The 25,754-nt window shown below is 58.3% G+C and carries 27 protein-coding genes; 17 read left to right on the top strand and 10 right to left on the bottom strand.

The genetic code is table 11. The features are described 5' to 3' along the window. Positions 1 to 213 precede the first annotated feature (213 nt). The 3 genes from EGT36_RS18670 (at position 214) to EGT36_RS18660 (ending at position 1,984) form a co-directional block, all read left to right on the top strand. A complete protein-coding gene (locus EGT36_RS18670) occupies positions 214 to 1,227 on the top strand; it encodes a substrate-binding domain-containing protein (protein ID WP_125270821.1) in 1,014 nt (337 codons plus the stop codon). 173 nt (positions 1,228 to 1,400) lie between these two features. Beyond that, the gene (locus tag EGT36_RS18665; RefSeq protein WP_004438530.1) at positions 1,401 to 1,598 is read left to right on the top strand and encodes a hypothetical protein; all 198 of its coding nucleotides are present in this window, start codon (positions 1,401 to 1,403) and stop codon (positions 1,596 to 1,598) included. 227 nt (positions 1,599 to 1,825) lie between these two features. Then, on the top strand, positions 1,826 to 1,984 hold the full coding sequence (locus EGT36_RS18660) for a hypothetical protein (RefSeq protein WP_004438532.1): 159 nt from the start codon (positions 1,826 to 1,828) through the stop codon (positions 1,982 to 1,984). Here the strand turns inward: EGT36_RS18660 and EGT36_RS18655 are convergent. Beyond that, positions 1,981 to 2,565: a DNA-3-methyladenine glycosylase gene (locus EGT36_RS18655; protein ID WP_125270820.1), complete on the bottom strand. Its 585-nt coding sequence runs from the start codon at positions 2,563 to 2,565 to the stop codon at positions 1,981 to 1,983. The two genes, EGT36_RS18660 and EGT36_RS18655, sit on opposite strands and share 4 nt — an antisense overlap. 92 nt (positions 2,566 to 2,657) lie before the next feature. Between EGT36_RS18655 and EGT36_RS30565 the strand changes: the two genes are divergently transcribed. The 4 genes from EGT36_RS30565 to EGT36_RS18635 all read left to right on the top strand — a co-directional run bounded on the left by EGT36_RS30565 (position 2,658) and on the right by EGT36_RS18635 (position 5,874). Beyond that, positions 2,658 to 3,056: a hypothetical protein gene (locus EGT36_RS30565; RefSeq protein ID WP_004438538.1), complete on the top strand. Its 399-nt coding sequence runs from the start codon at positions 2,658 to 2,660 to the stop codon at positions 3,054 to 3,056. Further along, on the top strand, positions 3,053 to 3,838 hold the full coding sequence (locus EGT36_RS18645; RefSeq protein ID WP_004438541.1) for an SDR family oxidoreductase: 786 nt from the start codon (positions 3,053 to 3,055) through the stop codon (positions 3,836 to 3,838). The genes EGT36_RS30565 and EGT36_RS18645 overlap by 4 nt, the downstream gene beginning before the upstream one ends. A 175-nt stretch (positions 3,839 to 4,013) precedes the next feature. Beyond that, positions 4,014 to 5,069, top strand: a complete 1,056-nt coding sequence (locus EGT36_RS18640) for a L,D-transpeptidase family protein (protein WP_172965671.1) — start codon at positions 4,014 to 4,016, stop codon at positions 5,067 to 5,069. Between the two features lie 19 nt (positions 5,070 to 5,088). Then, positions 5,089 to 5,874 carry a L,D-transpeptidase gene (locus tag EGT36_RS18635; protein WP_022563639.1) on the top strand — a complete coding sequence of 262 codons (786 nt, stop codon included), beginning with the start codon at positions 5,089 to 5,091 and terminating at the stop codon, positions 5,872 to 5,874. A gap of 166 nt (positions 5,875 to 6,040) precedes the next feature. Here the strand turns inward: EGT36_RS18635 and EGT36_RS18630 are convergent, their stop codons facing one another. The 3 genes from EGT36_RS18630 to EGT36_RS18625 all read right to left on the bottom strand — a co-directional run bounded on the left by EGT36_RS18630 (position 6,041) and on the right by EGT36_RS18625 (position 7,329). Then, positions 6,041 to 6,343, bottom strand: a complete 303-nt coding sequence (locus tag EGT36_RS18630) for a DUF982 domain-containing protein (RefSeq protein WP_004438551.1) — start codon at positions 6,341 to 6,343, stop codon at positions 6,041 to 6,043. A gap of 114 nt (positions 6,344 to 6,457) precedes the next feature. After that, positions 6,458 to 6,625, bottom strand: coding sequence for a hypothetical protein (locus tag EGT36_RS30560; protein WP_172965670.1), 168 nt, complete (start codon positions 6,623 to 6,625; stop codon positions 6,458 to 6,460). 176 nt (positions 6,626 to 6,801) lie between these two features. Continuing rightward, a complete protein-coding gene (locus EGT36_RS18625; RefSeq protein ID WP_004438555.1) occupies positions 6,802 to 7,329 on the bottom strand; it encodes a DUF4142 domain-containing protein in 528 nt (175 codons plus the stop codon). A 383-nt stretch (positions 7,330 to 7,712) separates the two neighbouring features. Between EGT36_RS18625 and EGT36_RS18620 the strand changes: the two genes are divergently transcribed. The 6 genes from EGT36_RS18620 (at position 7,713) to EGT36_RS18595 (ending at position 12,073) form a co-directional block, all read left to right on the top strand. Then, complete coding sequence (locus tag EGT36_RS18620; RefSeq protein ID WP_125270819.1) at positions 7,713 to 7,898, top strand: hypothetical protein; 186 nt, start codon at positions 7,713 to 7,715, stop codon at positions 7,896 to 7,898. Between the two features lie 210 nt (positions 7,899 to 8,108). Beyond that, a complete protein-coding gene (locus EGT36_RS18615; protein WP_006698586.1) occupies positions 8,109 to 8,888 on the top strand; it encodes an ABC transporter ATP-binding protein in 780 nt (259 codons plus the stop codon). Between the two features lie 23 nt (positions 8,889 to 8,911). Further along, positions 8,912 to 9,685 carry a transporter substrate-binding domain-containing protein gene (locus EGT36_RS18610; protein ID WP_044459829.1) on the top strand — a complete coding sequence of 258 codons (774 nt, stop codon included), beginning with the start codon at positions 8,912 to 8,914 and terminating at the stop codon, positions 9,683 to 9,685. Positions 9,686 to 9,704: 19 nt separating this feature from the next. Next, a complete protein-coding gene (locus tag EGT36_RS18605; protein WP_006698584.1) occupies positions 9,705 to 10,427 on the top strand; it encodes an ABC transporter permease in 723 nt (240 codons plus the stop codon). Positions 10,428 to 10,439: 12 nt separating this feature from the next. After that, positions 10,440 to 11,129: an ABC transporter permease gene (locus EGT36_RS18600; protein ID WP_037091118.1), complete on the top strand. Its 690-nt coding sequence runs from the start codon at positions 10,440 to 10,442 to the stop codon at positions 11,127 to 11,129. A gap of 17 nt (positions 11,130 to 11,146) precedes the next feature. Further along, a complete protein-coding gene (locus EGT36_RS18595) occupies positions 11,147 to 12,073 on the top strand; it encodes a homocysteine S-methyltransferase family protein (protein ID WP_125270818.1) in 927 nt (308 codons plus the stop codon). Positions 12,074 to 12,285: 212 nt separating this feature from the next. Here the strand turns inward: EGT36_RS18595 and aptA are convergent, their stop codons facing one another. Then, positions 12,286 to 13,620 (bottom strand): omega-aminotransferase AptA, encoded by a 1,335-nt coding sequence (gene aptA, locus EGT36_RS18590; RefSeq protein ID WP_125270817.1) that lies wholly within the window; start codon positions 13,618 to 13,620, stop codon positions 12,286 to 12,288. Positions 13,621 to 13,766: 146 nt separating this feature from the next. Between aptA and EGT36_RS18585 the strand changes: the two genes are divergently transcribed. The 4 genes from EGT36_RS18585 (at position 13,767) to EGT36_RS18570 (ending at position 18,332) form a co-directional block, all read left to right on the top strand. Then, a complete protein-coding gene (locus tag EGT36_RS18585) occupies positions 13,767 to 14,315 on the top strand; it encodes a cupin domain-containing protein (RefSeq protein ID WP_004438580.1) in 549 nt (182 codons plus the stop codon). Positions 14,316 to 14,934: 619 nt separating this feature from the next. Beyond that, a complete protein-coding gene (locus tag EGT36_RS18580) occupies positions 14,935 to 15,615 on the top strand; it encodes a sugar transferase (RefSeq protein WP_004438583.1) in 681 nt (226 codons plus the stop codon). Between the two features lie 184 nt (positions 15,616 to 15,799). Further along, entirely contained in the window at positions 15,800 to 17,056 is a 1,257-nt protein-coding gene (locus EGT36_RS18575) for a polysaccharide biosynthesis/export family protein (RefSeq protein WP_035211043.1), read from the top strand. Positions 17,057 to 17,063: 7 nt separating this feature from the next. Beyond that, positions 17,064 to 18,332: an O-antigen ligase family protein gene (locus tag EGT36_RS18570; protein WP_125270816.1), complete on the top strand. Its 1,269-nt coding sequence runs from the start codon at positions 17,064 to 17,066 to the stop codon at positions 18,330 to 18,332. On the opposite strand, the gene EGT36_RS18565 is transcribed toward EGT36_RS18570, so the two are convergent. The 5 genes from EGT36_RS18565 to EGT36_RS18545 all read right to left on the bottom strand — a co-directional run bounded on the left by EGT36_RS18565 (position 18,329) and on the right by EGT36_RS18545 (position 25,688). Next, positions 18,329 to 18,823 (bottom strand): hypothetical protein, encoded by a 495-nt coding sequence (locus EGT36_RS18565; RefSeq protein ID WP_004438593.1) that lies wholly within the window; start codon positions 18,821 to 18,823, stop codon positions 18,329 to 18,331. The two genes, EGT36_RS18570 and EGT36_RS18565, sit on opposite strands and share 4 nt — an antisense overlap. An 85-nt stretch (positions 18,824 to 18,908) precedes the next feature. Continuing rightward, on the bottom strand, positions 18,909 to 20,267 hold the full coding sequence (locus EGT36_RS18560; protein WP_004438597.1) for an HlyD family type I secretion periplasmic adaptor subunit: 1,359 nt from the start codon (positions 20,265 to 20,267) through the stop codon (positions 18,909 to 18,911). 8 nt (positions 20,268 to 20,275) lie between these two features. Then, a complete protein-coding gene (locus tag EGT36_RS18555; RefSeq protein ID WP_080823233.1) occupies positions 20,276 to 22,483 on the bottom strand; it encodes a type I secretion system permease/ATPase in 2,208 nt (735 codons plus the stop codon). A gap of 68 nt (positions 22,484 to 22,551) precedes the next feature. Further along, the gene (locus EGT36_RS18550; protein ID WP_125270815.1) at positions 22,552 to 24,573 is read right to left on the bottom strand and encodes a hypothetical protein; all 2,022 of its coding nucleotides are present in this window, start codon (positions 24,571 to 24,573) and stop codon (positions 22,552 to 22,554) included. A 149-nt stretch (positions 24,574 to 24,722) separates the two neighbouring features. Beyond that, entirely contained in the window at positions 24,723 to 25,688 is a 966-nt protein-coding gene (locus tag EGT36_RS18545; protein ID WP_035211034.1) for a hypothetical protein, read from the bottom strand. Between the last annotated feature and the right edge of the window lie 66 nt (positions 25,689 to 25,754).

Here is a 25,754-nt window from a genome sequence, read left to right as displayed (position 1 = left end):
CTAAAAGGAAGCTCGCAAAAGCCGGGCAATCTGTCAATACTCTTTCTAATCGAGCGAAAATCGGGCGTTTTTGCCTGCAAATTTTCACCATTTGCCTTTCAAGATGATGGACTGTAAGGTTTCAGGCGGGAGAAATTGAAATCGTTTTCAATTTTTGTCGACTTGAAAAATCCGCAGCGGCGACGCATGCAGGGGGCGAATTGGCAAAAAAACATGAAGCTCAAGGAATTCGCAGAAAAGGTTGGCCTATCGCCCACCACCGTTAGCAGAGCGCTGGGCGGCTATCCCGAAGTGCGTGAGGAAACGCGTCAGCGGGTCATGCAGGCTGCGCTCAAATACGGGTATTTGCCGAATGCCAACGCGGTGCGGTTGGCAACCGGCAGGGCCGGCGCTATCGGTGTCGTTATGGGCCGGTCGGGCGGAGGACATTTCTTTTCGGAATTCATGGGCGGCATGGCCACCCGGCTGGAACGGGAAGAGACCGACATTCTCGTCAGCGTGACAGTTGACAACAATCTCGATGAGGAGCTGGCTATTTTCAGCCGGCTGGCGGCGAGCGGTCGTGTGGATGGCATTATCGTGCACTCACCGCGTCCGGAGGATGAGCGTATCGCGCTGCTCAACCGGCTCGGCGTACCCTTCATCGTGCACGGGCGCTCAAAGACACCCTTCGAACATGCCTGGCTCGATATCGACAACCATGATGTGACCTATCGCCCGACGATCCATTTTCTCGAGCGCGGCCACCGTCGTATAGCCCTCATCAATGGGCCGGTCGGACGAACCTTCGTACGGGATCGTGAACAGGGTTTCCGCGAGGCGCTGGCTACCCACGGCATTACGCCCGATCCGCGCTTCATGATGAATGAGCACTTCAGCGAAGAGACCGCGTTCCGCTTCGCCCGTTCGCTGCTGGAGCAGACACCGCGCCCGACAGCCTTTGTTGCGGGTGCCATGATGACGGCACAGGGCGTCTACCGTGCTGCGACCCAGATGGGGCTGACAATCGGCAAGGATGTTTCCGTCATCGCCCATGACGATGTGTTTCCTTACCTCACGCCTGAAAGCATGATGCCGCCGCTTTCCACCACCCGCTCGCCCATGCGCATGGCAGGAATAAGGGTGACGGACCTTCTTCTGCAGATCATCGGCGGTCGCCCCATCCGCGAGGTTCAGGAACTGTGGCCTGTGGAGCTGATTTTGCGAGAATCGGTCGGCCCTGCCTGAGCTTTGGGCCATAGCTCACTGATTCCACTCCATTTTGTGAACGCCGATTGAGAACGTTCGCCTTTAGTCATCTATACGACAGCATCGTCTCATGTATAATCGGAAGGGTATCGGGTTCATGGAACAGAGACCCGGACCGGCGCGTTGAGGGACGTGTCGATGGAGGACGATGGATGTTTGAATTTCTAAAACCGCAACAGCAGCCTGTAATCGATGACGTCGAGGCGACCGGCACCTATGCCGATGCGTTGCTCAACGTAACGAGCCCGGAATTGACACGTTCCACGGCCCGCGAACACGGGCATGAAGCCCATTCACGCGATTATTGTGAAAATCGCGACATTTCCCGTGGCGCTCTCGGTTTTGCCTGAGCGATCACGAAATCTTCCTCGAAAAAAGAACGGACGGACCGCGCCTGCGTTTCCTTCCTACGACCCGCAGGGCGGCGCAACGTGATCCAGAGGACCTTCCCGGCTTTATGACCGATGGGCGAACTGGGTGTTGCGTCGTCTGAGTGGCGGCGTTGCAACGCAGTGTCGCGATAGATCAAGAGCAGCGACTTCCGTGAGGTCCGCCGCGCTGACATCAGGAGACCGCAATGACGACAATTCCGGTTGAGCCCTATCCGGAACCGCCGATGCCGGTTCCACCCCAGCCCGACATCCCCCCGATCAAAGAGCCGGAGCCCGATCGTTTGCCGGACGAGGTGCCCACACCCAATCCCGACGAAAACGACGAGCCCCCGAAGGTGTTTTAGGCCGGATCGGGTGACTCGAATTTTTTGCTCACAAAAGGTGAGTGCGCGAGTCCGAAACGCCAAGGATAATCGATCGCTCGGCTGATGCCGATGCGCCTGCCGATGCTGATGGCGGTTGCCGTTTTCGGCAGCTGCAGGAAAAAAGGTGGCGCCTCGAGCGCGGCGCCGTCCATTTCTCCCGTGATGGCCATTGCCTGGCAAAGCCTTCCCGGGCCGGAGCATAGGAGTCTGAGTTTGTCAGTTCCCCGTCGCAGTTTCATCATGTCGATACCGGTTCGCGGTTCGATCGCGCGAAGAAGCACGGCTGAACCCGGGGAACAGACGAAGTTGGCGCACCAGTGAATGCCGTATGACCGGTAGACGTAGAGACGTCCGGCCGGCCCAAACATTGCCCGGTTGCGCGGGGTTTTCCCATTGAAACTGTGCGACGCCGGATCATCTCGATGATAAGCTTCGGTCTCGACGATGACGCCGCCGGTGTTGCCGACGCGAAATTCCGCTCCGATGAGCGCGCGGGCCACATCCACTGCGTCGCGAAGGAAAAAACTCTTGTCCATTTCCGGACCAAAGACCTGATTCATCGGAACCCCTTCCACGCTATGTCGTTCTGAAGTGAGCTTTTACTCATTTCCCGCATCGGCCTTGTCGATGAATTCCAGCCGGAGGGCATGTCATGCAACTTTCGACGACTTATGTAAAACGCAATGACGGATCTATCTCCGTCGAGTTTGCCGGCAGCGACGGCGATCACGTTTCGGTTCGCCTTGCCCATGGCCTGGAAGGGATCGACGACGCGGAAGCGATTAAACGGGCGAGCGCCGTGATGGTCCAACTCACCGCATTTGGAACGCGCCAGGGTGCCGACGCACCCTCGCAATTTTCCCGCCTTGGAACGGCTCAGAATGATGGAACGCGCGATCAGGGTGAGCGCGTGCAGGCGAGCGCCCGGACCGCGAGGGACCGTGACGTTCTGGAGGAGGAGCTGGAAGAGGGGCTGGAGGACAGCTTTCCGGCCAGTGATCCCGTCTCGGCGACCGTTACCTCCATCGCCTCGCGAAAAGGGGGGCTGTGACATTGACTGTTCGTAAAGTCGCTCTCGTGACCGGGGCCGGTTCAGGTATCGGACGCGCCGCCGCCCTTCATCTCTCCACCCAGGGTTTTTCGCTCGGGCTGCTCGGGCGCACGCAATCCGAACTGGAGGACGTTGCCGACGACATTACCGCTCGTTCCGGCGCCTCGAAAATTCTCATCGCCGACGTGTCGGATGAGGAGGCCATGCGGAGCGCCGTTGCAGCGCTGGTGGAGGATTTTGGCCGCCTTGACGTCGTGGTGGCCAATGCTGGCGTCAACGGTGTCTGGGCGCCTATCGATGAACTCAAACCCTCGGAGTGGGACGACACGATACGCATCAATCTCCGCGGCACCTATCTCACGGTTCATGCCAGCGTGCCACATCTGAAGGCGGCAGGCGGCGGTTCCATCGTCATTGTCTCCTCGATCAACGGCACGCGCACCTTCACTTCGCCCGGCGCGACCGCCTATTCGGTCACAAAGGCAGGGCAGCTTGCCATGGCCCAGCAACTGGCGCTGGAGCTTGGGCGGCACCGCATCCGCGTCAACGCAGTGTGCCCGGGTGCGATCAAAACGGCAATCGACGAGAATACGAAGATACGCGCACGGGAAAAAACCGAGGTGCCGGTTCGCTTCCCCGCGGGAGATATTCCGGTGACGGGCGGTGTGGCGGGAACGAGCGAGGATGTCGCCGAGCTGATCGGTTTTCTCGCCTCCGATGCGTCCCGCCACGTGACCGGCACACCGGTCTGGATCGATGGCGGCCAGGGGCTTCTCCGCTAGATGCTTCTCCGGCGTCATACCCGGAGACCATCACGGGCTTGTGTCCCTATGATTAACGAAAGGGTAACGTCTGTTCACGAGACTTTGTCTATGGATGAGGTTGCCGTGTTGTGGCCACCTTCGATAGTTAAGCGTCTGCCGGAAAGGCGGGCAAATCAGGCGGGCAGAAATATCCATGGGTATGCAGGCTGTGCTGAACTTCGCGGTGGCGGGGTTGCGGCAAAAGTTCAAGACGGGGGCAAAACTGGCTGCGGTCATCGCGATCGGCGGTAGCCTTGCCGCGTGCACCTCAATGGGTCTCGACAGCGTGAAAAAAGACCCGCCGAAGCTGTCGTCCAAGATGATTGCGCAGATGTCAGCCAAAAGCATGCGTCCGGAAAGCCCGGTTCTCGTTCGCATCTTCAAGCAGGAGAGCGAGCTCGAGGTCTGGAAGATCGACAAGACCGGCAATTATGCGTTGCTGAAGACATATCCCATGTGTCGCTGGTCCGGAAAACTCGGGCCGAAGATGAAAACGGGAGACCGTCAGGCGCCGGAGGGTTTTTATCATGTCTCGGCCGGCATGTTGAACCCGAATTCGCAATATTACGTCTCATTCAATCTCGGTTACCCCAACCGGCTGGAATCCGCGCTCGGCTATACAGGCGAGGCGCTGATGGTGCACGGCGCCTGTTCGTCTTCCGGCTGCTACGCGATGACAGACGCGCAGGTGGGTGAGATCTATGCCATTGTCGCGCGTGCGCTGCAGGGTGGGCAGGACCGCTTCCAGGTCCAGGCCTATCCCTTCCGCATGACCGCAAGGAACATGGTGGCGCACCGGAACGACCCCAACATGCCCTTCTGGAAGACGCTGAAGGAAGGTTACGATTATTTCGAGGTGACGCGGCGCCAGCCCAAGGTCTCCGTCTGCGGCCGCCGTTATGTCTTCAATAGTGAATTTGCCGAAGGCGAGCCTGCCGATCCGCTGGCAGCATGCCCGCCGGCCGTCAACCAGAATGACCCGCTGGTGGCATCGAGGCTGGCCGAGGAGCAACAAAAACTTGCCGCGGCGATGAGCGAGGGAACTTCCGCCCCCCTCAGCGCGTATGTAGACGGCGGCATGCATCCGAGCTTCCGGGCCATACTGAAATCGAGCGGCGCCAAGGCAATGGCTTCGCAGGTTTCCGGCACGAAGTACCCTATAAGCCGCCCCGAGGCGGCGCTGGCAGATCCCTTTGCCAGTGTGAGATGACGTAAATGAGGTTTTTCAATTGAACGAGACGATGACGACCCGGCGGGGTTTCCTGCTTGGAGCAGGCGGTTTGGCACTTGCCGGACTTGCGGGTTGCAACACCACGGCACGTGAAACCGCGAGGCCGGCCGCTCCCGCGGAAGATCCGATGTACGCGCTGATGTACGGCCCGAAACCGGACGAGCAGTTCCCGCTGCCGGAAATTCCCTATAAGCGCATTCCGCGCCAGTTCCTGCGGCAGATGGTGGCGAACCCGACCGGCGAGCGCCCCGGCGTGATCGTGGTCGATACTGCCAACCATTTCCTTTATCTGACCTACGAAAACGGGCAGGCCATGCGTTACGGCGTGGGTCTTGGCCGCGCAGGCTTCGAGTGGTCGGGCCGCGGCGTCATCCAGTACAAGCGGCAATGGCCGCGCTGGACACCGCCAGACGAAATGATCGCCCGTCAGCCGGAGCTGGAGCCTTATAGCAGCCGCAATGGCGGCATGGAGCCGGGCCTCAAGAATCCGCTCGGTGCGCGTGCACTTTATATCTTCAAGGATGGCAAGGACACGATCTATCGTCTGCACGGCTCGCCCGAATGGTGGACAATTGGCAAATCCGTGTCTTCGGGCTGCGTTCGCCTGCTGAACCAGGACATAGTCGATCTCTACAATCGCGTGCCAGATGGGACGCCGATTGTGGTGACAGCGCTCGGTCCCGCACAGCAGGGTGTGCCGATTGGTCAGGAAGGCGTGCCTGTCGCGCAATATGGCAATGGCGCGGTCGGTGACGGTTTGTCACAGCCGATGCAGACCTACTGACCAAAGAGAGAGGTGGGCCGCCGGCAACGGCGGCTCAACCGCGTTGGGCGGTCCGCTGTCGGTATCATTCATGGCGTTGTACCTCCCAGGTAAACGACGCAGCACGTTACCGGTGCCCCGCCGGAACAGCGGGGCTTAGCCAGGGAATGTGTTCTGGCACAGCCCTCTAGCCGACTGCGCGGCTCATGGGCAACATTTCATCGAAATGGACCGGACCCGCCATAACCAGCGGCATGCTCGCCTCAAGGCAGGCGGAGATGAATGCTTCCCGTGCCACTTCCGCGGCTTCGAGCCTGGACAGCGCGGCGCGGCATTTTTGCACGGCGCGCTTATAGCGTTCACCACGGCGAAGCGGCCATTCGTTTTCCAGAAAATCCAGGGCGTCGTAAACGCTGAGAAACGATCTCTCAAGGCCGCATTGCATGCGCACCCGAACAGGCGCTCTAAACAAAACTTCCGGGCTGTTCATCTTTACCTCCAATCTTAAACAACCAGATCAAGAAGCCTGAAAAATATTGGAGCGGCGGCGCCCCGGATCAAGATCGGACACACAAATTTTCGCTGCGCCGATAAGCGTCGGCACCTAGCGTTGTTCTTTATCCTCCCTGTGCGGACAGCGCTTCATCATTTTGTCGATGGCCGCCCTATCACCTGCAAACCGTTCAAACAGTTCTGCCGCCTGCACCAAGCCCAACGCATATACTTCCTGAATCTGTTCGATAGTGTAGTTCCGGGTGTTCGCATCGTTCATTTTTCAGCCGTCCTTCTTGCGATGAACGCGCGGAGGATTGTGAAGTTCTGCTGCCGGGATCCGGCCTGAAGAATTTCGCCGGCGCGCCGCCTGATCAAATCGCACGTCCGGGTGCGAGCCTAGCCGTGTCGCGCCAGCTTCTCCCTCACACAAAGATCACCAGCAGCCATCTATCGTCAGTTTTTGTCGAGGCCCTGGGCCATTTCCAGATGATGCTGGAGCGCCGGTAGAGTTTTTGCCGCCCACGCCTTAAGCTCCGGATTATCGCCGCCTTCGGCGTAGCGCTTGAAAAGATCAACGGCGTCTTCATGCGCATCGACCTGATCATCGATATATTCTTCGTTGAACTCGTTACCGTCGAGTTTTGCGAGGTCGTCCACTTCTTCCTTGTGATCATCTGTCAGAGCGGTGACCGGTGTCCCGTTCACCTTGCCGCCGGATAACAGGGTTTTCAGTTCCGAACTGGTTTTCTCATGCTCGGTGATCATTTGCTGCGCAAAGGCTTTGGTTTCCTCGTTCCCTTTGGTGAGGGCGAGTTTGCTTGATTCAATTTCGAAGATATCGCTTGCCGAGGCCTGCAAGATGAAATCCTCGGTTTTTGGCGCGACGCCAAGTGCGGAATTGACGCCGGTGGATTCCGTCGCGGATTGCGCCAAAGCAGTTCCGGCGACGAGTGCGAACGCGAGGGAAAGAATGGTCTTCATTGTTGAGCCTCCTGATGGTTGAGGCTCCACCAACCGTGATGGGCAAGAAATGTTCCTCGGGGCGAAAGAAAAGCCCGCTTGAACGGCGTTGCCGGTTGCCGGAGTTGACGCATCGCCTCGGGATAATGTCCATGCGAGGCGGGCACTCTATACGGGCCAGAATTCAGGGGTCGACTTCGATCCGAATGATGCTATGGTTCATACATTGCCATCAACCGAATTCGTAGGCGGTGGCAACTGAGGGTTACTATGTGCTCCCGCCTGCTTTTTGCGGAGATGCACATATGTTGTCTCCGTCAAATTTCGAATATTGTCTGCTACGACGAATTCTCGTTCGTTGGGCCGCCCGTTTCACATCAGATGAGACGTTGCAGGCCAAACTCGTGGAAAAGACGATACGCAAAACTCTTCAGGATTTTCTGCTGAAGGATGATGGTGCAGCCATCGACCTCGAGTTGCTCGCGACGATGCGCCGGTTGGCGTTATGCGAGTTTGGTGTGAAAAGAGATCAGCAAAATCAGGCGCCGCCGGTTGACGTGGCCGAAGGACGCGGCGCATCTCCGCAATAGCGGTATTTCCGCAGCTATATCTCTCCGATTGCGCCATAGGGCGGTACGGAGAACGGTGGCCGGATATCGGCAGTTGACCGCAATTTTCTTTCTTTTCCGTTGGCGGGAATGTTTTTTCCTTTCCGCGATGCAATAGAGCGGTTATTTCCGCGTCAGAAAACGCGCACTTTGCTAGATGTGCGCAGCTATTGACATGACCCGGACCCTTTGATGACGACTGACGTTCCCTGCGCATTGGCGGTTGACGATATCCACAAGAGCTTTGGTTCTCACGAGGTTCTGAAAGGTATTTCGCTCAAGGCGCACAAAGGGGACGTCATTTCCGTCATTGGCTCCTCAGGCTCCGGCAAGAGCACCTTCCTCAGATGCATCAACTTCCTCGAAGTTCCGGATCGTGGGCGCGTTATCGTGAATGGCGAGGAAGTGGCCGTGAAGTACGGTCGGGACGGCAATGCCATGCCGCAGAGCTGGCGCCAGGTGGAGCGTTTGCGCACCGGTCTTGGCATGGTCTTTCAGAATTTCAATCTATGGGCCCACCGCACTGTACTTGAGAACATCATAGAAGCCCCGGTGCATGTGATGGGCGTGAAACGTGCGGAAGCCATCGAGAAGGCTGAAGCGCTGCTGCACAAGGTCGGGCTTTACGCGAAGAAGGATGCTTATCCGGCGTTCCTGTCCGGCGGTCAGCAGCAGAGGGCAGCCATAGCCCGCGCGCTCTGCGTGGAGCCGGCGGTGATGTTGTTCGACGAACCCACCTCGGCACTGGACCCGGAGCTGGTCGGCGAGGTGTTGAAGGTGATCCGTGATCTCGCCGAGGAAGGCCGCACCATGCTTCTGGTGACACATGAGATGCGTTTTGCGCGCGATGTGTCGAGCCATGTCATGTTCCTGCATCAAGGCCGCGTGGAAGAAGAAGGACCGCCGGAACGGGTCTTCGGCAATCCTCTGAGTGCGAGGTGCCGGGAATTCACCGGCGCGCTCGCGAGCTGATTTTTTCGTAACAGGAGATTTAAATGAAATTCTTCGCCTCAATGCTGGCCGGTGCGGCTTTCGCGCTGTCCGCTTTCTCCGCCAGCGCAGACGTCCGCTTCGGCGTCATGAACGAAAGCTATCCGCCTTTCTTCGCGCAGGACGCCAGCGGCAAGTGGCAGGGCTGGGAAATCGACCTGATGGATGCCGTCTGCGCCGAGATGAAGGAGAAATGCTCCATCGTCGCGCTATCCTGGGACGGTCTCATTCCCGCGCTTGAGAGCAAGAAATTCGATGTGATCTGGTCTTCCATGTCCAACACGCAGGAGCGCCAGAAGGTGATTGGCTTCACCGACAAATATTACAATACCCCGAGCAAGCTGATCGGGGCCAAGGACGGAAAGCCGGGGGCAACGGCTGAAGACGTGAAAGGCAAGACCATCGGTATCCAGGTCGCCACCATTCAGTCTGCCTATTATGCAAAGTATTTCAAGGATGTAGCCGACGAAAAAACCTACCAGACGCTGGATGAGGCGTTTCAGGATCTGGCTGCGGGTCGTATCGATTACGTCTTTGGTGACTCACTTGTTCTTGACACGTTCCTGAAAAGCGATGCCGGCAAGGATTGCTGCGCGGATGCCGGCAATGTGGCTGACGACCCGGAAATCCTCGGACTTGGCGTTTCAGGTGGCGTACGCAAGGACGACACCGAACTGAAGCAGAAGCTGAACGCCGCCATCGCCGCCGTCCGCGCCAGCGGCAAATATGATGAGATCACCAGGAAGTACTTCAGCTTCGATATCTACGGCGCGAAGTAATCCGGGTCGGGTTCGGCAGATGGCAAGCCTGGATACAATGTTGCAGCTTCTGTCACCCTATCCTCCGGGATGGGGTGGTACCCTGTTGACGGGTGCTGCAGCGACGCTTGCCATCTCGGCCGGGGCCTATCTCATCGGCATCGTCATCGGCATGGCGGGCGCCTTGGGCAAGCTTTCGGGCAACCGCGGGCTCGAAACCGTCCTCAATCTCTACACCACGCTCATCCGCTCCGTGCCGGAACTGATCCTGATTGTCGGGCTTTATTATGCCGGAACCGACGGGCTCAATCGCCTGCTGCAGCTGGCCGGATTGCCGGTGCTCGAAGTCAACGGCTTCATAGCAGCAGTGGCGGTTCTGGGCTTCGTGCAGGGCGCCTACATGACGGAAGTGCTGCGCGGGGCGATAATGGCGATCCCCAACGGCCAGATCGAAGCGGCGAGGGCTTTCGGCATGTCTCCCCTCCTGCGGTTTCGCCGTGTCGTTCTGCCGGCGCTTTTGCCCAATGCTCTGCCGGGGCTTTCCAACCTGTGGCTCGCCGTCACCAAGGACAGTGCGCTTGTCGCCGTTGTGGGGTATCAGGAACTGGCGCTCGCGACCCGGCTCGCCGGTGCAAGTACCAAGCAGTATTTCCTGTTCTTCATGGCTGCGGCCCTGATGTATCTGGCGATCACCCTCGTCTCCAATGTCATCTTCAGGCAGATCGAACGGCACGTGCGCCGTGGTCAGCCCAGTCTGGCGTGAGGGAGATTGGCGATGGATTTTTCCTGGGTCGGGAAATACTGGCCGCTTCTTCTCTCCGGAGCATGGCAGACGATCGCCCTGCTCGTGATCTCCGTCTGCTGCGGTTTCGTTCTCGCCATCGGACTTGCCTTCGCGCAGGTCAGCGGCGGCCGAATGACCCGGATTCTCGCGCGTGGTTATTGCACCTTTTTTCGGGGCACGCCGCTGCTGATACAGCTCTGGCTGCTCTATTACGGCGTGGGGTCGCTCTTGCCCATGGTGCCGGGGCTGCGGCAAAGCTTTCTGTGGCCGGTGCTGCGCGAAGGTTTCTTTTTTGCGGCGGTCAGCTTCACGCTGAACTACGCAGCCTATGAAGCCGAAGTTCTTCGTGGTGCGTTGCTGGGCGTTCCAAAAGGCGAACTCGAGGCGGGCAGGGCCTTCGGCATGAGCCGCTTCACACTGGCGCGCCGCATCTGGCTGCCGCGCGCGATCCGCGCGGCGCTGCCGACGATCGCGGGTGAAGTGGTGATGCAGCTGAAAGCCACGCCGCTTGCGTTCACGGTGACAGTCATGGATCTTTACGCCGTCGCCTACAAGGTGCGGCAGGACACCTTGCTGGTCTACGAGCCGCTTTTCGTCGTGACGATTTTTTATCTCATCCTCACCGCCATCATTGCCCGCTGCTTCGGTTTCATCGAGGCGCAGGTGCCGGTGCGCCGATAGCCTATCAAGGAGTTCTCATGAGCGATATTCGTATTCTGGACGGTGGCATGAGCCGTGAATTGCAGCGGCTGGGCGCTGAACTGAAGCAGCCCGAGTGGTCGGCGCTCGCGCTCATCAACGCCCCGGACATCGTCCGCCAGGTGCATGCGGAATTCATCGAGGCCGGCGCGGATGTGGTGACCACCAATTCCTATGCGCTGGTCCCTTTTCATATCGGCGAAGACCGGTTCAACAAAGAAGGTGCTTCACTGATCGCCCTTTCCGGTCGCCTGGCGCGTGAAGCGGCGGATGCTTCGAAGCGTAATGTGGCCGTGGCCGGCTCGCTTCCTCCGATCTTTGGCTCCTACGAGCCAGGAAATTTCGATCCCTCTCGCGTTCAGGACTATCTGAAGGTGCTGGTCGAAAATCTTCAGCCACATGTGGATGTCTGGCTTGGAGAGACCCTGAGCCTTGTCGCTGAGGGTGAGGCGGTGCGGCAGGCGGTAGCCGAGACGGGCAAGCCTTTCTGGATTTCCTTCACGCTGAACGACGAACCCGCTCAGGTGAACGGTGCGGAGCCCAAGCTGCGTTCCGGCGAGACCGTGCGCTCCGCCGCCGAATGGGCCGCCGGATCAGGTGCCACAGCGCTGCTCTTCAACTGCAGCAAGCCGGAAGTGATGAGGGCTGCCGTGGAAACCGCAGCCGCCGTCTTCAAGGAAAAGGGTGTTGCTCTGGATATTGGCGTCTATGCCAATGCCTTCGAAGGCGAACAGGGCGACTCCGCCGCCAATGAGGGGCTGCACGGCACGAGAGCGGATCTGACCGATGATGTCTATTCCCGCTTCGCCTGCTCCTGGGCAGATGCGGGGGCCACCCTGATCGGTGGCTGCTGCGGTATTGGCGCTGCGCATATCCATACGGTTGCCGATACGCTTCGCCGGCGCGGCGCTGGCAGAACGATCTGAAAAGAGAGCCCCCTTGTCGAAAAGGTGCATGCCATCGCCAGCCACCTGGCCAAGCTCAAGCGCCGGTCCCGGCCGCATGGTGATCTGACAGGGCACATATGGGCGTCCCACGGGCGAGGGCGGCCTTGCGCTCGATTCAGGAACATTCCATGTTACTGGTAGAAAAGTGAAAAAGGCTGCAATTTAGATTGCAGCCTTCTTGGTAAATCCAGTTATTCCGCTCTTTTCAGCGCGTCGCCGAGAATGGAGACGATGTCGTCGAAGTGAGATTTTTCGGCGATCAGCGGCGGTGAAAGAGCAATGATGTCGCCGGTGACGCGAATGAGCAGGCCACGTTCGAAGCAATCCACAAAGACATCATAGGCACGGGCGCCGATCGCGCCGTCGCGCGGCTGGAGTTCTATGCCGGCGATGAAGCCTATGGTGCGGATGTCGATGACGTTGGGCGAGCCCTTGAGCGAATGAATGGCATCGTGCCAGGCGTCCTGCAATTCGGAGGCGCGGGTGAAGAGGCCCTCGTCGCGATAGATGTCCAGCGTTGCGATGCCTGCCGCGCAGGCGACGGGGTGGCCGGAATAGGTATAGCCATGGAACAGTTCTATCTGGCTTTCGGGGCCATGCATCAAGGCATCATGAACCTTGCGGCTGGTGAAGACCGCACCCATGGGGATAGCTCCGTTTGTGAGCCCTTTCGCCGTGGTGACGATATCGGGCGTCACGCCGAAGTAATTGCTGGCGAAGGATGAGCCCATGCGTCCGAAACCGGTGATGACCTCATCGAAGATCAGCAGAATGCCGTACTTGTCGCAGATGGCGCGCAGGCGTTCCAGATAGCCTTTCGGTGGCACGAGGACACCGGTGGAGCCCGCCACGGGTTCCACGATGCAGGCGGCGATGGTTTCCGCACCGTGCAGGGCGACCAACCGTTCCAGATCGTCCGCGAGCTCGGCGCCGTGCTCTGGCTGGCCCCTGACGAAGCTGTTCTTCGTAAGATCGTGGGTGTGACGCAGATGGTCGGCGGGGATTTGCGGGAAGACGCGGCGGTTGTTGACGAGGCCGCCCACGGAAATGCCGCCGAAACCGACACCGTGATACCCGCGTTCGCGGCCGATGAGGCGGCTGCGCGTCCCCTGGCCAATGGCGCGCTGATAGGCGATCGCGATTTTGAGCGCGGTATCGACCGATTCCGATCCCGAACCAGTGTAGAAGACGCGGTCCAGTTTGCCGCCTTCCGGGCCGGGGGCGATTTCCGCCAGCCGTTCGGCAAATTCGAATGCGACCGGGTGACCCATCTGGAATGAAGGTGCGTAGTCCATAGTGGAAAGCTGATGCTTCACTGCGGAGGCAATCTGCTGGCGTCCGTGGCCGGCATTAACGCACCAGAGGCCAGCCGTTCCATCGAGAACCTGACGGCCATCATTGCTGGTGTAATACATGCCTTCGGCGCTCGCCAGCAGACGGGGATTGGCCTTGAACTGCCGGTTGGCGGTAAAAGGCATCCAGTAGCTGTCAAGCGATGTGGAATTAGATCGGCTCGGGTTGTCCATCACGGTTCTCCTGTTCGTGGCCGACGATTGAAAGCTATTTTCTTCACCGAACAAGCCCTTTTCTCCATGTGGCGAAGTGATTGAAAATACTGTAGGCGTGAAGATGGGTTTTCGATATTTCGAACAACGGCAACGGGGGCGACGGGATGTCGGTGGATATAGGGGGACGTTTGCGCCATCTGCGGCTGCGTCACAATATTTCCCAACGGGAACTGGCAAGGCGTGCTGGTGTCACTAATTCTACGATTTCCCTGATCGAATCTAACACCTCGAACCCGTCCGTGGGCGCGCTGAAACGCATTCTCGATGGCATACCGATAGGGTTGGCCGAATTTTTCGCCTTTGAGCCGGAGACGAGCCGTAAGGCTTTTTATCGGGCGGACGAGCTGGTTGAAATTGGCAAGGGCCCCATCTCGTTTCGCCAGGTGGGCGAGAATGTCTTCGGCCGCAGCCTGCAGATACTGAAAGAGTGCTACCAGCCCGGCGCCGATACCGGCAAGGTGCCCTTGGTCCATGATGGCGAAGAAGGCGGCATTATCCTTTCAGGGCGACTGGAAGTGACGGTGGACGAGGAGAGGCGGGTGCTCGGCCCGGGTGATGCCTATTATTTCGAAAGCCGAAGGCCACATCGCTTCCGCTGCGTCGGACCGGTGGCCTGTGAGGTCATCAGCGCCTGCACACCACCAACCTTCTGATTCCCCCAAAATTGGGGCCTGGAACCACCTTCAGGACAGGCGCGGAGGGCTGCGTTCAAAAAAAGTGGCCGTTAGCTATGCGGTTTTTGCGTGGCTGCCATGACAATAATGCAGTTTCTCGCCACTCTTTTGCCGCCTTTGCCGCCTTTTAGCGATTTTTCTATCGCTTTTTCTTGGCGAGGTGCAGGTAGGGCGCAAAAAAATCCCAGCCGATATGTCAAATTTTATATGCATTGCCACAATCTTGCTGCGCCGCAAAAAAATTTAATAGTCTGTCATATGCCGCGCTGTTCTTAACGTTCCTGTCTCATCTCGCCAAGTTATAAGAAACACATAAGAAAAGGCTATCGCTCCCACAAAAACCAATACATGCGACGGCGTCACCCATGCTCTCAAGACATGGCCTCCAGCACATTTGTTGCTTTTTTATGCAACCGTTAATATTGCCCGGACGTTGATCGGCCGCTCACGCAAGAAATCGCATAGACGGTTATGGGCAATGTGCCTTACAAAAAATCCATTAGCATCAAATTCCGAACACAGACTTGTTATCTCCTTTAGACGGAAAGACGCGCCTCCGGGCACCGACCAATCGCAAAACATAAATGGAGTTCTCTCTATGAAGTCCGCGACCCAATCGGCTGAACAGACACTCAGCAGCTCCGAAGATTTCGATGTCAGTTTCCCTATCGGGGGCATCGCAAAACGCAGCTTCGATATGACATCGGCTGCTCTTGCGCTGCTCATCTTCAGCCCGATATTCCTGCTGATCGCCGTTCTGGTGAAGATGTCCGACCCCGGTCCGATCTTTTATGGTCACCGTCGTGTGGGACATAATGGCCGCTATTTCCATTGCCTGAAATTCAGGACGATGGCGATGAACGGCGATGAGATCCTGCGCCAATATCTTGCCGCCAATCCGGAAGCCGCCGAGGAATGGCGGGCTACCCGCAAGCTCAAGAACGATCCGCGTGTTACCGCCGTTGGCGCCGTGCTGCGCAAGCTCTCCCTTGATGAACTGCCGCAGCTCATTAACATCCTTCGTGGTGAAATGAGTGTGGTTGGCCCGCGTCCCGTCGTGGACGAGGAGCTGAGCTACTATGAAAGCGCTGCCGCCTATTATCTCAGCACCCGCCCGGGTCTGACCGGCCTGTGGCAGATCAGCGGCCGTAACGACGTGTCTTACAAGACCCGCGTTGCCTTCGACACACAATATGTCCAGAACTGGTCGATGCGGCAGGATGTCTTCATCATCGTCAAGACCATTCCCGCCGTGTGCCTGTCACGCGGAAGCTACTGAAAACCGATATTGAGTTCGGCTATATCGATCTTCGCTTCGACACGCACCCCGACCGGGATCCCAAGTCCGGTCTTCGGGTGCGTCATTGGTGCTAATCATACCGGCCGCTTCTTGCGGCGCCGCCTTGCCGGTCGCGCGACGGCCTGATCGCCTGTATGGCGATCCGCTAACAGGGAGTTTCCCGATGAACGGCTTTTCCGCCGCCCACCGCCCGTTTGTGGCCCTCGTTCTTGCTGCTACCGTCGCTTTTTCCGCGCCGCTTTCCACAATGGCTGCGGATGGCGCTCAATATAAGCTCGGTACCGCGGACAAACTGCGTATCCGCGTTGCCGAATGGCAACCGGCCGACGGCAGCATCCGCAACTGGGACGTCATCAACGGCGACTATTCCGTCGGGCCATCCGGTACGCTGTCCTTGCCCTTCATCGGTCAGCTCGACGTCGCAGGCAAAACGCCTTCCGAGGTGAGCGACCAGATCGGCGCTCAGCTTCAGAGCAAGTTCGCCCTCCGCAACCTGCCTTCGGCCTCCGTAGAGATCGCCCAGTTCCGGCCGATCTTTCTGAGTGGCGATGTGCAGACACCGGGTGAATATCCCTATGCCCCCAACATCACGGTGCTGAAAGCTGTCAGTCTTGCAGGCGGCTTGCGAAGGTCCGACGCCGGACAGCGTTTTGCGCGCGACTTCATCAATGCACGTGGTGATGCCGCCGTTTATGATAACCAGCGGGCAAGGCTGCTTGCCCGCCAGGCGCGGTTGATCGCCGAGGTAAAGGGCGATCAGACGATTACCAAGACGCCGGAGATGGAAAAGATCGCCGAGATCGACACGCTTCTCGCCAGCGAAAGCGCGCTGATGAAATCGCGGACTGAGCGTTATACACTTCAGCTCAAGGCGCTGACGGACTTGCACGCGCTTTTGCAGAGCGAAGTCGAATCCCTGAAGAAAAAGTCGGAAACGCAAAACCGGCAGCTTCAACTCGCCAATGAAGACCGCGACCGCGTCAACAGGCTGAACGAGCAAGGCCTTGCCTTGTCGCAGCGGCGCATTTCGGCAGAAGAACGTGCGGCCGAGGTGGAATCCACCCTCCTCGATATCGACACGCAGTCGCTGCGCGCCAAACAGGATATCAACAAGGCAACCCAGGACGAGATCAACCTGCGCAACGACTGGGTGGCGCAGCGCTCCAAGGAGTTGCAGGACACGGAAGCGGAACTCGACAAGCTCAATCTGCAGCTGACCACGAGCCGCGAATTGATGTCGGAGGCACTGGCGCAATCGGCCGAGGCGATCCGCTTCGATCCATCGGGTAAGTCCGCGACGATCAGCTATGTCGTGGTACGTGAGGAAAACGGCAAGCCGAAGGAGCTGAAGGTCGATGAAAATGCCTTGCTTCAGCCCGGCGACGTCATCAAGGTCTCTTCCGAAATCCTGATGCAGTGAGGTTTCAATGCGGATCGCCAAATCGGCGCTGATCGATCCCGAACGCAATGAGATTTATGGGATGACGGCCGTTGCGCTGTCATTCTTCGTTTTCGCCTATTCGTCGCGTTTCGGGCAAATCTCGGTTCTGGCCTATTATGGCATGTGGTTGCCGCTGGTGGTGGTCGACTACCGGCGCGTGCTCGGCAATTATCCGCGTTACCTGTGGATTTTCGGCTTCGGCATTCTTACCGTCCTGTCCAGCTTCTGGTCGGAAGCCGTATCTGTAACCATGCGCGCCTCCATCCAATACATAACCCATATCGTTTGCGCGCTGGTTGCCATGCGCGTGATTTCCATCCGGACGCTGACGCGGGGCGCTCTGATTGGCATCGGCGTCGTCCTGCTCTATTCGCTTCTGTTCGGCATCTATCTTTTTGACGCGCTTGATGGGACCTACAGTTTCGTCGGTGCCTTCTCATCCAAAAACCAGCTCGGTTTCTATGCCTCGCTGGGCGTCATTTCTGCTGCCTCGTCTGTGCTGGTACTCAAGCAAAGGGGCATCTGGCTGCCGATTGCAGGCGTGACGGGACTCTTGTCTGCCTACAGTCTCATCGCATCGCAATCTGCCACCTCCGCCATCACCACCGCGGCCGTTGTCGCCCTCATCATCGGTTTTATCCCGATCGGGATGCTTTCGCCCGCAAACCGTAAAATGATGTTTTTTGCTCTCGGCGGTCTCGGCGCGCTGCTTGCGGTGGCTTCGCTGCAGTTCGGTCTGTTAGATTCCATTCTCGGTATCTTCGGCAAGGATTCGACGCTGACCGGCCGAACCTATCTCTGGCAGCAGGGCATAGAGGCTGCAAAGCAGGCTCCGATCCTGGGGGTCGGCTACCAGGGATTCTGGGTCGCGGGTTTTGCCGATGCCGAACGGTTGTGGAACGACTTCTTCATCACCGGCCGCAGCGGCTTCCATTTCCACAATACCTATATCGAGACAGTGGTGGAAAACGGCTTTGTCGGCATGATCCTGCTGGGCATGGTGCTTTACGGCACGCTGCTGGGACATCTGAGATCGGTGCTGATGCGTCGAAGCGACCCGCAGGGCGTTATCCTTTTTGCGATTTGCGCGCTGTTCGTGGTGCGATCCTTCGTGGAGATTGACATCATCTTTCCCTATCAGATCGGTTCGTTCCTGCTTTATTTCGCGGCCGGAAAACTTTGCCTTCCGGTAAAGGCGGCGCGGAACGGTGAGACTCACCCCGCGATCGGCATGAGGCTGCAGACCAGACCCTAGAGATAATCCGCCGAGACATGTGGACTGGCGTGGATGAAGCTCCACATGTCCTTGCTGACCTCGACAATGTCGGCGATTGATTTTTCGAGCTGGCCGATTTCCTTTTCGTCCATCCGCTCGACCTTGCCGTAGCGGACCTGGCTGTCATCTTCCACCAGACGCATCAGCTGAGTGCTGGCGATATCGCCCTTTTCGTCAAAAGAATAGATGCAGTGATTGTATTTGTTGCGCGTCTTCGCTTCCCTCTTCAGCCGCGCCATGATGGAGAGGACAGTCTTCCGGTCCTTCGCGTCGGTGGAGGGAAGCTTTGCCAGGCGTTCGATGAGATCCATGCGCGCCCGTGTGGTGTTGAGGGTGAGGAACACCACGATGGCAGCCTCCTTGTCCACTTTCAAAAGGTGGACGATCAGATAGATCATCAGGCTCTCGGTGTTGGTCCACACATAGTTCAGCCTGCCGACCAGCAGCAATACATCCGACATCGCCGCCATGACGCTTCTCCCGCCCCGACAAAACATCCTTCGACATCATATGCCGACTGTCGCGGAAAAGACAGTGTAGGTTACTGATATTTATTCATCTTTCCTTGAAAGCACGGGACATGCTGTCAGCGATCGGCTTGGTCAGATATTCAAAGAAAGTGCGCTCCGAAGTCTGGATCAATACGTCGGCCGGCATGCCCGGCACTGGGCGGAAATTATGGACCTTGGCGATTTCCTCATCGGGCACCTGCACGCGCACGATATAAACATCCTTGACCTGCAGACCGGCGTTCTCCTCGATGCTGTCGGCGGAAACGTAAAAAACCTTGCCGTTCAGGACCGGCGTGGTGCGGCGGTTGAGCGCCGAAAGACGGATCGCTGCCGTCTGCCCCTCGTGCAGTTGGTCAATCGAGGTTCTGAGCACCTGCGCCTCCAGGATCAGCGGAACATGGGCCGGCAGGATTTCCATGATCGGCTTGCCCGTCGTGATGACGCCGCCGGGCGTGTGATAATAAGCGCGCACGACAGTTCCGTTGACGGGGGAGCGGATGACGGTGCGCTCCAGCACCTCGGCGGCCCCACGGACCTGTTCGCGCACGCTGTCAAGATCGGACTCCGCCGTCTCCAGCGCGTCAAGCGCCGCCTGCTTGTTGGCGTTGACCGCAATGATCGCTTCCTGCTTGAATTTGGCGATCTCCGCTTCGCTCTGGTTCATTTCGCCGCTCAGACGGGCAATGTCCCCCATCGCATCGGCAATGGCGCGCTCCAGCGCCAGCATGTCGGTCTTGCGGATGACACCATCCTTGGCGAGCCTCTCCTTGGAATCGCGTTCCTGCGTGAGAAGCGCGAGTTGCCGGTCGAAGGACTGCTTTTGCCCGTCATAACCCGCATAACGAAACTCCAGCGACCTGATGTTCTTCTCGATCAGGTTCAACTGCTCTTCGAGCTTGATGAGTTTGCTGTGGAACACGATGTTCTGGCTCTGGATGATGGCGTTGATATCCGGATCGCCGGCTTCCTTCATGACGATGTCGGGCACCTTGAAGCTCTTTGCGCCCTGCGCTTCGGCGCGCAGGCGCGTGACGATGGTCTCAAGCCTGAGCCGCCGCAGCTGCAACATGCGTTCGTTGGCGAGCGCCGTCGTCTTGTCGAGTGTGAGCAGCACGTCGCCTACCTTGACCGTGTCGCCTTCGCTGACCATCATCTCCTTGATGATGCCACCTTCCAGATGCTGCACGACCTTGTTATTGCCGGTGGCAACGAAGCTGCCCTGGGCGATGATGGCGGAGGAGAGGGGCGCGGTGCCAGCCCAGTAGCCGAACCCGCCGAAGGAGGCGAGCAGCACGGCAAGACCGATCGAGCTGTGCAGGCGGATTGAGCGCGGCACCTCGCTGTACCATTCCAGCTGACCCTGTGGTTTGACTTCGGCAATGGCGTTCTTTTTCCTGAACATGACGATCCTCAACCCTCGATCTGCGGAGACTGGCTGGCCTGGCGGCCATTGCCGGAGAGCGCTTTCAGCACGTCCATCCTTTCGCCGAACATGGCGACCGACCCGTCCTTCAGCACCATGATCTTGTCGACGCATTGCAGAAGCGCGGGCCGCTGGGTGATTGTGACAGTGGTGATGCCCTGTCTTTTGGCGTGCAGCAGCGCCTTGGCCAGGGCCTGCTCACCCTGGGTGTCGAGGTTTGAGTTCGGTTCGTCCAGCACCACGAATTTGGGGTCGCCGAAGAAGGCCCGAGCAAGTGCGATGCGCTGTTTCTGCCCGCCGGAAAGCGGTGCGCCATCGGCGGCGACCACGGTTTCATAACCCTGCGGGAAACCGGCAATCAACTCGTGAACGTCGGCCAGCACTGCGGCCTCATAGATTTGCCTGTCCTCTATATCGTCGCGCATGCGGCAGATATTGGCCTTGATGGTGCCCGGGAACAGCTGGACGTCCTGTGGCAGATAACCGATACTTTCCCCGAACTGCCGCTGGTCCCAGTTGCGCAGATCCATGAGATCGAGGCGGACATTGCCCGATGTAGGCAGGATGGAGCCGACCAGCATTTTGCCGAGTGTCGTTTTGCCAGAGCCGGAATTGCCGATGATGGCAAGCGATTCGCCCTTTTTCAGCGAAAAGGAGATACCGTTCAGGATCACTTTCTTCTGCGGCGGCGGTACGAAGAGAATGCGCTCAACATCCAGGCGTCCCTCCGGATTGGGAAGGCGCAGGCGTGGGAAATTGAGCGGTGAGCTGATGAGGAGCTGCTTGATGCGGCCATAGGAGGCGGCCGATTTGTTGAACTGGTGCCAGCCCTCGATCGCTCCTTCAATGGGCGCGAGCGCACGGCCCGAGACGATGGAGGCCGCAATCACCATGCCGCCTGTCAGCTCGCCGGAGAGCGAAAGATGCGCGCCCCAGCCGAGAAGCGCAACCTGTGTGATCATACGCGCGGCTTTGGACACGCCAGAGAACATGATGTTGCGATCCTGTGCGGCCACATGCGATTTCAGCGAGCCCGCCGTTTCGCGGCCCCACATTTTCACCGCTTCGGGGATCATGGCGAGCGCATTGATGATCTGCGAATTGCGCGACATGGAATCGAGATGGAAATTGGCGCGGCTCAGATAACCCGAGGCTTCGGAGAATTGCCGTGCGGTGAAGCGCTGGTTCAGCCAGGCGATGGTGAACAGCACGGCGCAGCAGACCATGATGATAATACCGAGATGCGGATGGACCAGATAAACCACCACGATGAAGAGCGGCATCAGCGGCGCATCGAGAAAAGCGATAAGGGTTCCCGAGGTGAGGAATGAGCGCAATTGCTGTAAATCCTGCAATATCTGGTAATCCTTGCCGCTGCCATGCAGGGAGGCGCGTGCGGCGGCAGACAGGATGGGAGCGCCGAGCTGGACCTCGAGCTCCACAGCGGTACGCATCAGGATGAAGCGGCGGATGGCATCCATGAAAGCCTGCAGCAGTACCGCTCCAAGAACCGCGACCGTCAGCATCACGAGCGTATCCATCGAGCGGCTCGTCAGCACGCGGTCCGAAATCTGAAACAGATAAAGCGGTATGGCGAGAAGCAGGACGTTGATGGCGACGGTGAACAGCATCACCACAATCATGTTGCGGCGCACCGCGGCGATGCCCTTGGCAAGGCTTGCGGCGAAATTGATCGGTTCGCTGCGTTTATGAAAGCCGCTCTGGCTGCTGCCACCGCCGCCGCCACCGCCGCCATTGCCCGTTGGTTCCTTGCCATCGCCGCCACCGCCCGTCGCCGGGCGGCGTTCGTTTTCACGGATCGGACCGTCATTGTTGTCGATAGTCTTGACGAAGGGGAGGTCGGGAGCGCTCTTTAGTTCTGCATTGTCGATCTTGGCTTTGGGGGTAGGTTGCGACGCGGGGTGTGGCTCCTGTTGCGGTGCCGGATTTCCCGCTGGCCTATCCCGCAATGTGTTGGATTGCGGTGTCGTCGGCGAGGGCGGTAGCGCCACCTCCGGAGAGGGCGGGGTTGCCCTAGCGATCTGTTCCGCACCCGACAACTGGCGAAGGTTCTCTACGGCTTCATTGATAGCTGAAATACAGGCGTCCGTCAGCTTGCTGTCTTCCGCGTCCTGATCCAGCGGTAAATCCAGCGAGCGTCCATCCGCAATCGTTCTTCTTGAAATATGATCCATTTTTATCGGTCCCCTCGGTGATCTTGCGGCTTTTGCGGTTACACAGGCGGAACTACCGCCGGCAAAACCTATGCGGTGACCGCTTGCATGACGTCGGATGAGTGGGCATTGGACCACGACAGGTCGTGCCCGGCATTGATGACGCCGTCGGATTCGTTTTCGATGGTGGCGGGATCGTCGTGAAGGAAAGCGATGACCTCGTTCGCAAGTTGACCCGGTTGCGCCGGCTGCGACGTATCGTTTTCGATGATGCCGCCCTGTATCAGAATGGCGTCGGAATAAACGCCGCCGGCAACATAGGTGGTGGAACCGAAGCTGTCGTAATCAATGATCTGCGCGAGATTGATGACGGCATTGCTGCCGGTATCGATATGGACGTCGGCATTCTCGTTGTTTTCGAGTACCTTGGCCGCGGCCTGGGTAACGTCGTCGGAATCGCCGAGCACACTCACCTGCTTGATGATGCTGACATCGTAGAGATTGCCGGTGATGTAGAGCACGTTCAGTCCCTGATAGCCGGCGAAATTGACGTCATGGGCAAGCGCATCCGGCATGTTGGGATCGCGCTCGTTGATGGCGTTCACCGTCTGGTTCATATAGTCCGGCATGGTTTCGAAACGGTCGTTGCTGCCGACATTGTGAATGGCGGCGTCGTTCCACAGCAGGTTATTGCCGGTTTGGATGGTGGCGCCTTCCGGCGCATCGGAGTTGGCGCGCGCCCAGTCATTGTCGTAGAGCACGGCGATCTGGCTGATGATGTTCATGTCCAGCACATTGCCGCCGACGATGATCAGATCGTATTGCATGCCGATGCCGAGGAAATTCGCAATGTTGAGCGCGGCGTTGCCGCCTGTCAGCAGGCTGACGGCGGCGCCCGAGGTCGTTATCGTCATCGTGTCGTTGTCGCTGACGAACTGGTATTGCTCGATCCAGTGCACGAAGGAAACGTCTCCTTCCAGCACGCTAACGCGCCAGGCGGTCGGAAATATCGGCGGTTCGCCGTTTTCCTGACTGCTGTTTTCCGTGTTTTCGGCACCCGGATAGACGCTGCGCTCGAAGCTGGCGATATTGAAGGCCGCCGTCGCCGCCTGATCTTCCGACCGTGTGAAAACGGAGTCGATCTCGTCCCGGTCGCTATAGATATAGGCCTGGGTGATCGCGTCGATCTGATGATAGTCGCCCATGACGGCGGTTACCGACGTCATGACGCCGGTATTGACCAGCGTAGCGATGTTGGCGACGACATTCGCGCTTGCGGCTACATCGAGGCTGTTGCCGGCAGGGCTGTCCTCATGCAGCGAAACATCGCTCTTTTCCGGCTCTTCCGCGGGCTTGGCGATACCGCGATCGGGCATGTAGTCGTCGAGCATCGGCTTTTCGCTGGCTATCGAGCCGTTGATGTAAAGCCCGTCGATGTCATTGCCGGCCAGAACGAAATCCTGATCCGCACCGGTGCCGAGCGACGTCACATCGTTTTCGCGGGCATGGTCGATATAGTCGTGCGCGGATTTGGCGAGCGCCTGCAGGGCGTCGTAACTGTCGGTGCGCTGGAAACCGGCGAAAGGCGTGAAGACGGACGCTTCGTTGTAGAATTCGACTGTACGTTCAGTGACGAAGCTGGTGTCGCGGGCCACGTTGGGGCCGTCCGTCATATTCAGATAATCATCGTCCTGAAGAATATTCACCTGCGCGACATGGGCGACAACCGAGCCTGGGCCGGTATGAATTACCAGCTCACGTTCGTCCTCGAAGGAAAGGCGACCTGGAAAGCGGAAATTCGCAGCGGAAATATCGACTGGTATCGAATTCGCAAACTGCTGCATGTCATGTTCGACCGTGCGTGCGAAATGCGGCGGCAGATAATCGAAGTCGTAATAGCCTGCATGGTACTTGACGCCAGGATCGTAGTCCTGAAGTGCGACGTCATAGTTCTTGTCGAGCAGCCTTGCTGCTTCCTCTTCCGGCAGTTGCTCAGGCCCGGAACGTGCGGGGCCTTCACTATAGTTGTTTCGCAGACGCGCTTCTTCGGCCATCGTGTCGAACAGGCCGATGAAATGCGCGATCATGTCTGAAATCTTGTCGATATGCATTGGAGGTCCCTCCCCGATCATTGCGGTACGTCACAGATGTCGGGCGGCACACGTCTTGGAAGCGGTGCTTCTTTGTCGCCAGGCCTGTCTATGAACCGCAAACTGCACCGGCGGACGCCGGTGCAGCTCTTTTCGTCAAGAGATGGTTGTCAGGAGTGATCCTCACCGACGTCCGAGACACTGGAGTTGCCCCCTGTGACCGTGACGTCAACGGCATTGGAGAGCATGTTGGCGCCCTGCACCAGCTCCAGATGGAAGCCGGAATTTGCAAGGATTGCCGATGCGTCGGCCGTGCTGGTGCCTGCTGCGTCGTCGCCGGCCTTGAGATCCCATCCCTTGCCGTCGATGCCTTCTGCGCCATAGGCGTCGCCTGCATTGGCGCTCAGGTGGTTTTCAGCGCCACCGTTCTGCATCTTGATGTCGTAAGCCTCATCCTGATCCGCCAGGTGATTGGCCTGCACGAGGCTGAAGCCCGTGTCGTTGCCGTCACCGTTGAGCGAGTCGTTGAGGATGCTGTCGACATCCAGGGTAAAGGAGAAGTCGTCACCCAGATTGAAGGTGAGGTCTCCGCCGGCGATGCCGAGATTGCCGACATCCTTGACGCCCGTAATGTTGCCGAAATCGTCATCCGACTTGTAGAAACTGTCCGAGGAGTTGAAGCTGCCGGAGGTCGATGTTGTCGTGGTGGTGGTGTCGTTGTCGGAATAGGTGAAGGTCTTGTTGTCCGAATCCGTCACCGTTTTCACATTGGTGTCGTTGTCGCTGTACGACTTGCTTTCATAGCTCCAGTCGTAATCGGTCTTGATGTCGGTGTTGGTTTCGGTGCTCGTCTTGGTCGTCGTGTCGTTATCGCTGTACGACTTGCTGTCATAGCTCCAGTCATAGTCGTTATCGCGATTGTCACCATTGCCGACTGCAACATCGATCTTGGCATCAACATCCACATTGGTGCTGTTGTCGCTATTGTCGTTGTTGCGGTTCTCACCGTTCGCGGTGCCGACGTTGCTGTCTTCCACCTTGGCGTCATTGGTAGACGTGTTGGCAAAACCATCGGAAAGCGCGCCGATCTTGGTGATATCGTCGTCGCTGCCAGCGGATTTATGATCATAACCCATTTCGATTTCCTCCGAAAAAGCTCGGAGCAGCTTTCGAAATCCCTCTCATCTCAAACGGGATTTTTT

Origin of the sequence: Agrobacterium sp. FDAARGOS_525 (assembly GCF_003938925.1) — a bacterium.
In the GTDB taxonomy this organism is placed as follows: domain Bacteria; phylum Pseudomonadota; class Alphaproteobacteria; order Rhizobiales; family Rhizobiaceae; genus Agrobacterium; species Agrobacterium pusense.
Note: the sequence above shows the minus strand (reverse complement) of the source record. Positions and strands in the feature narration are given on the sequence as shown.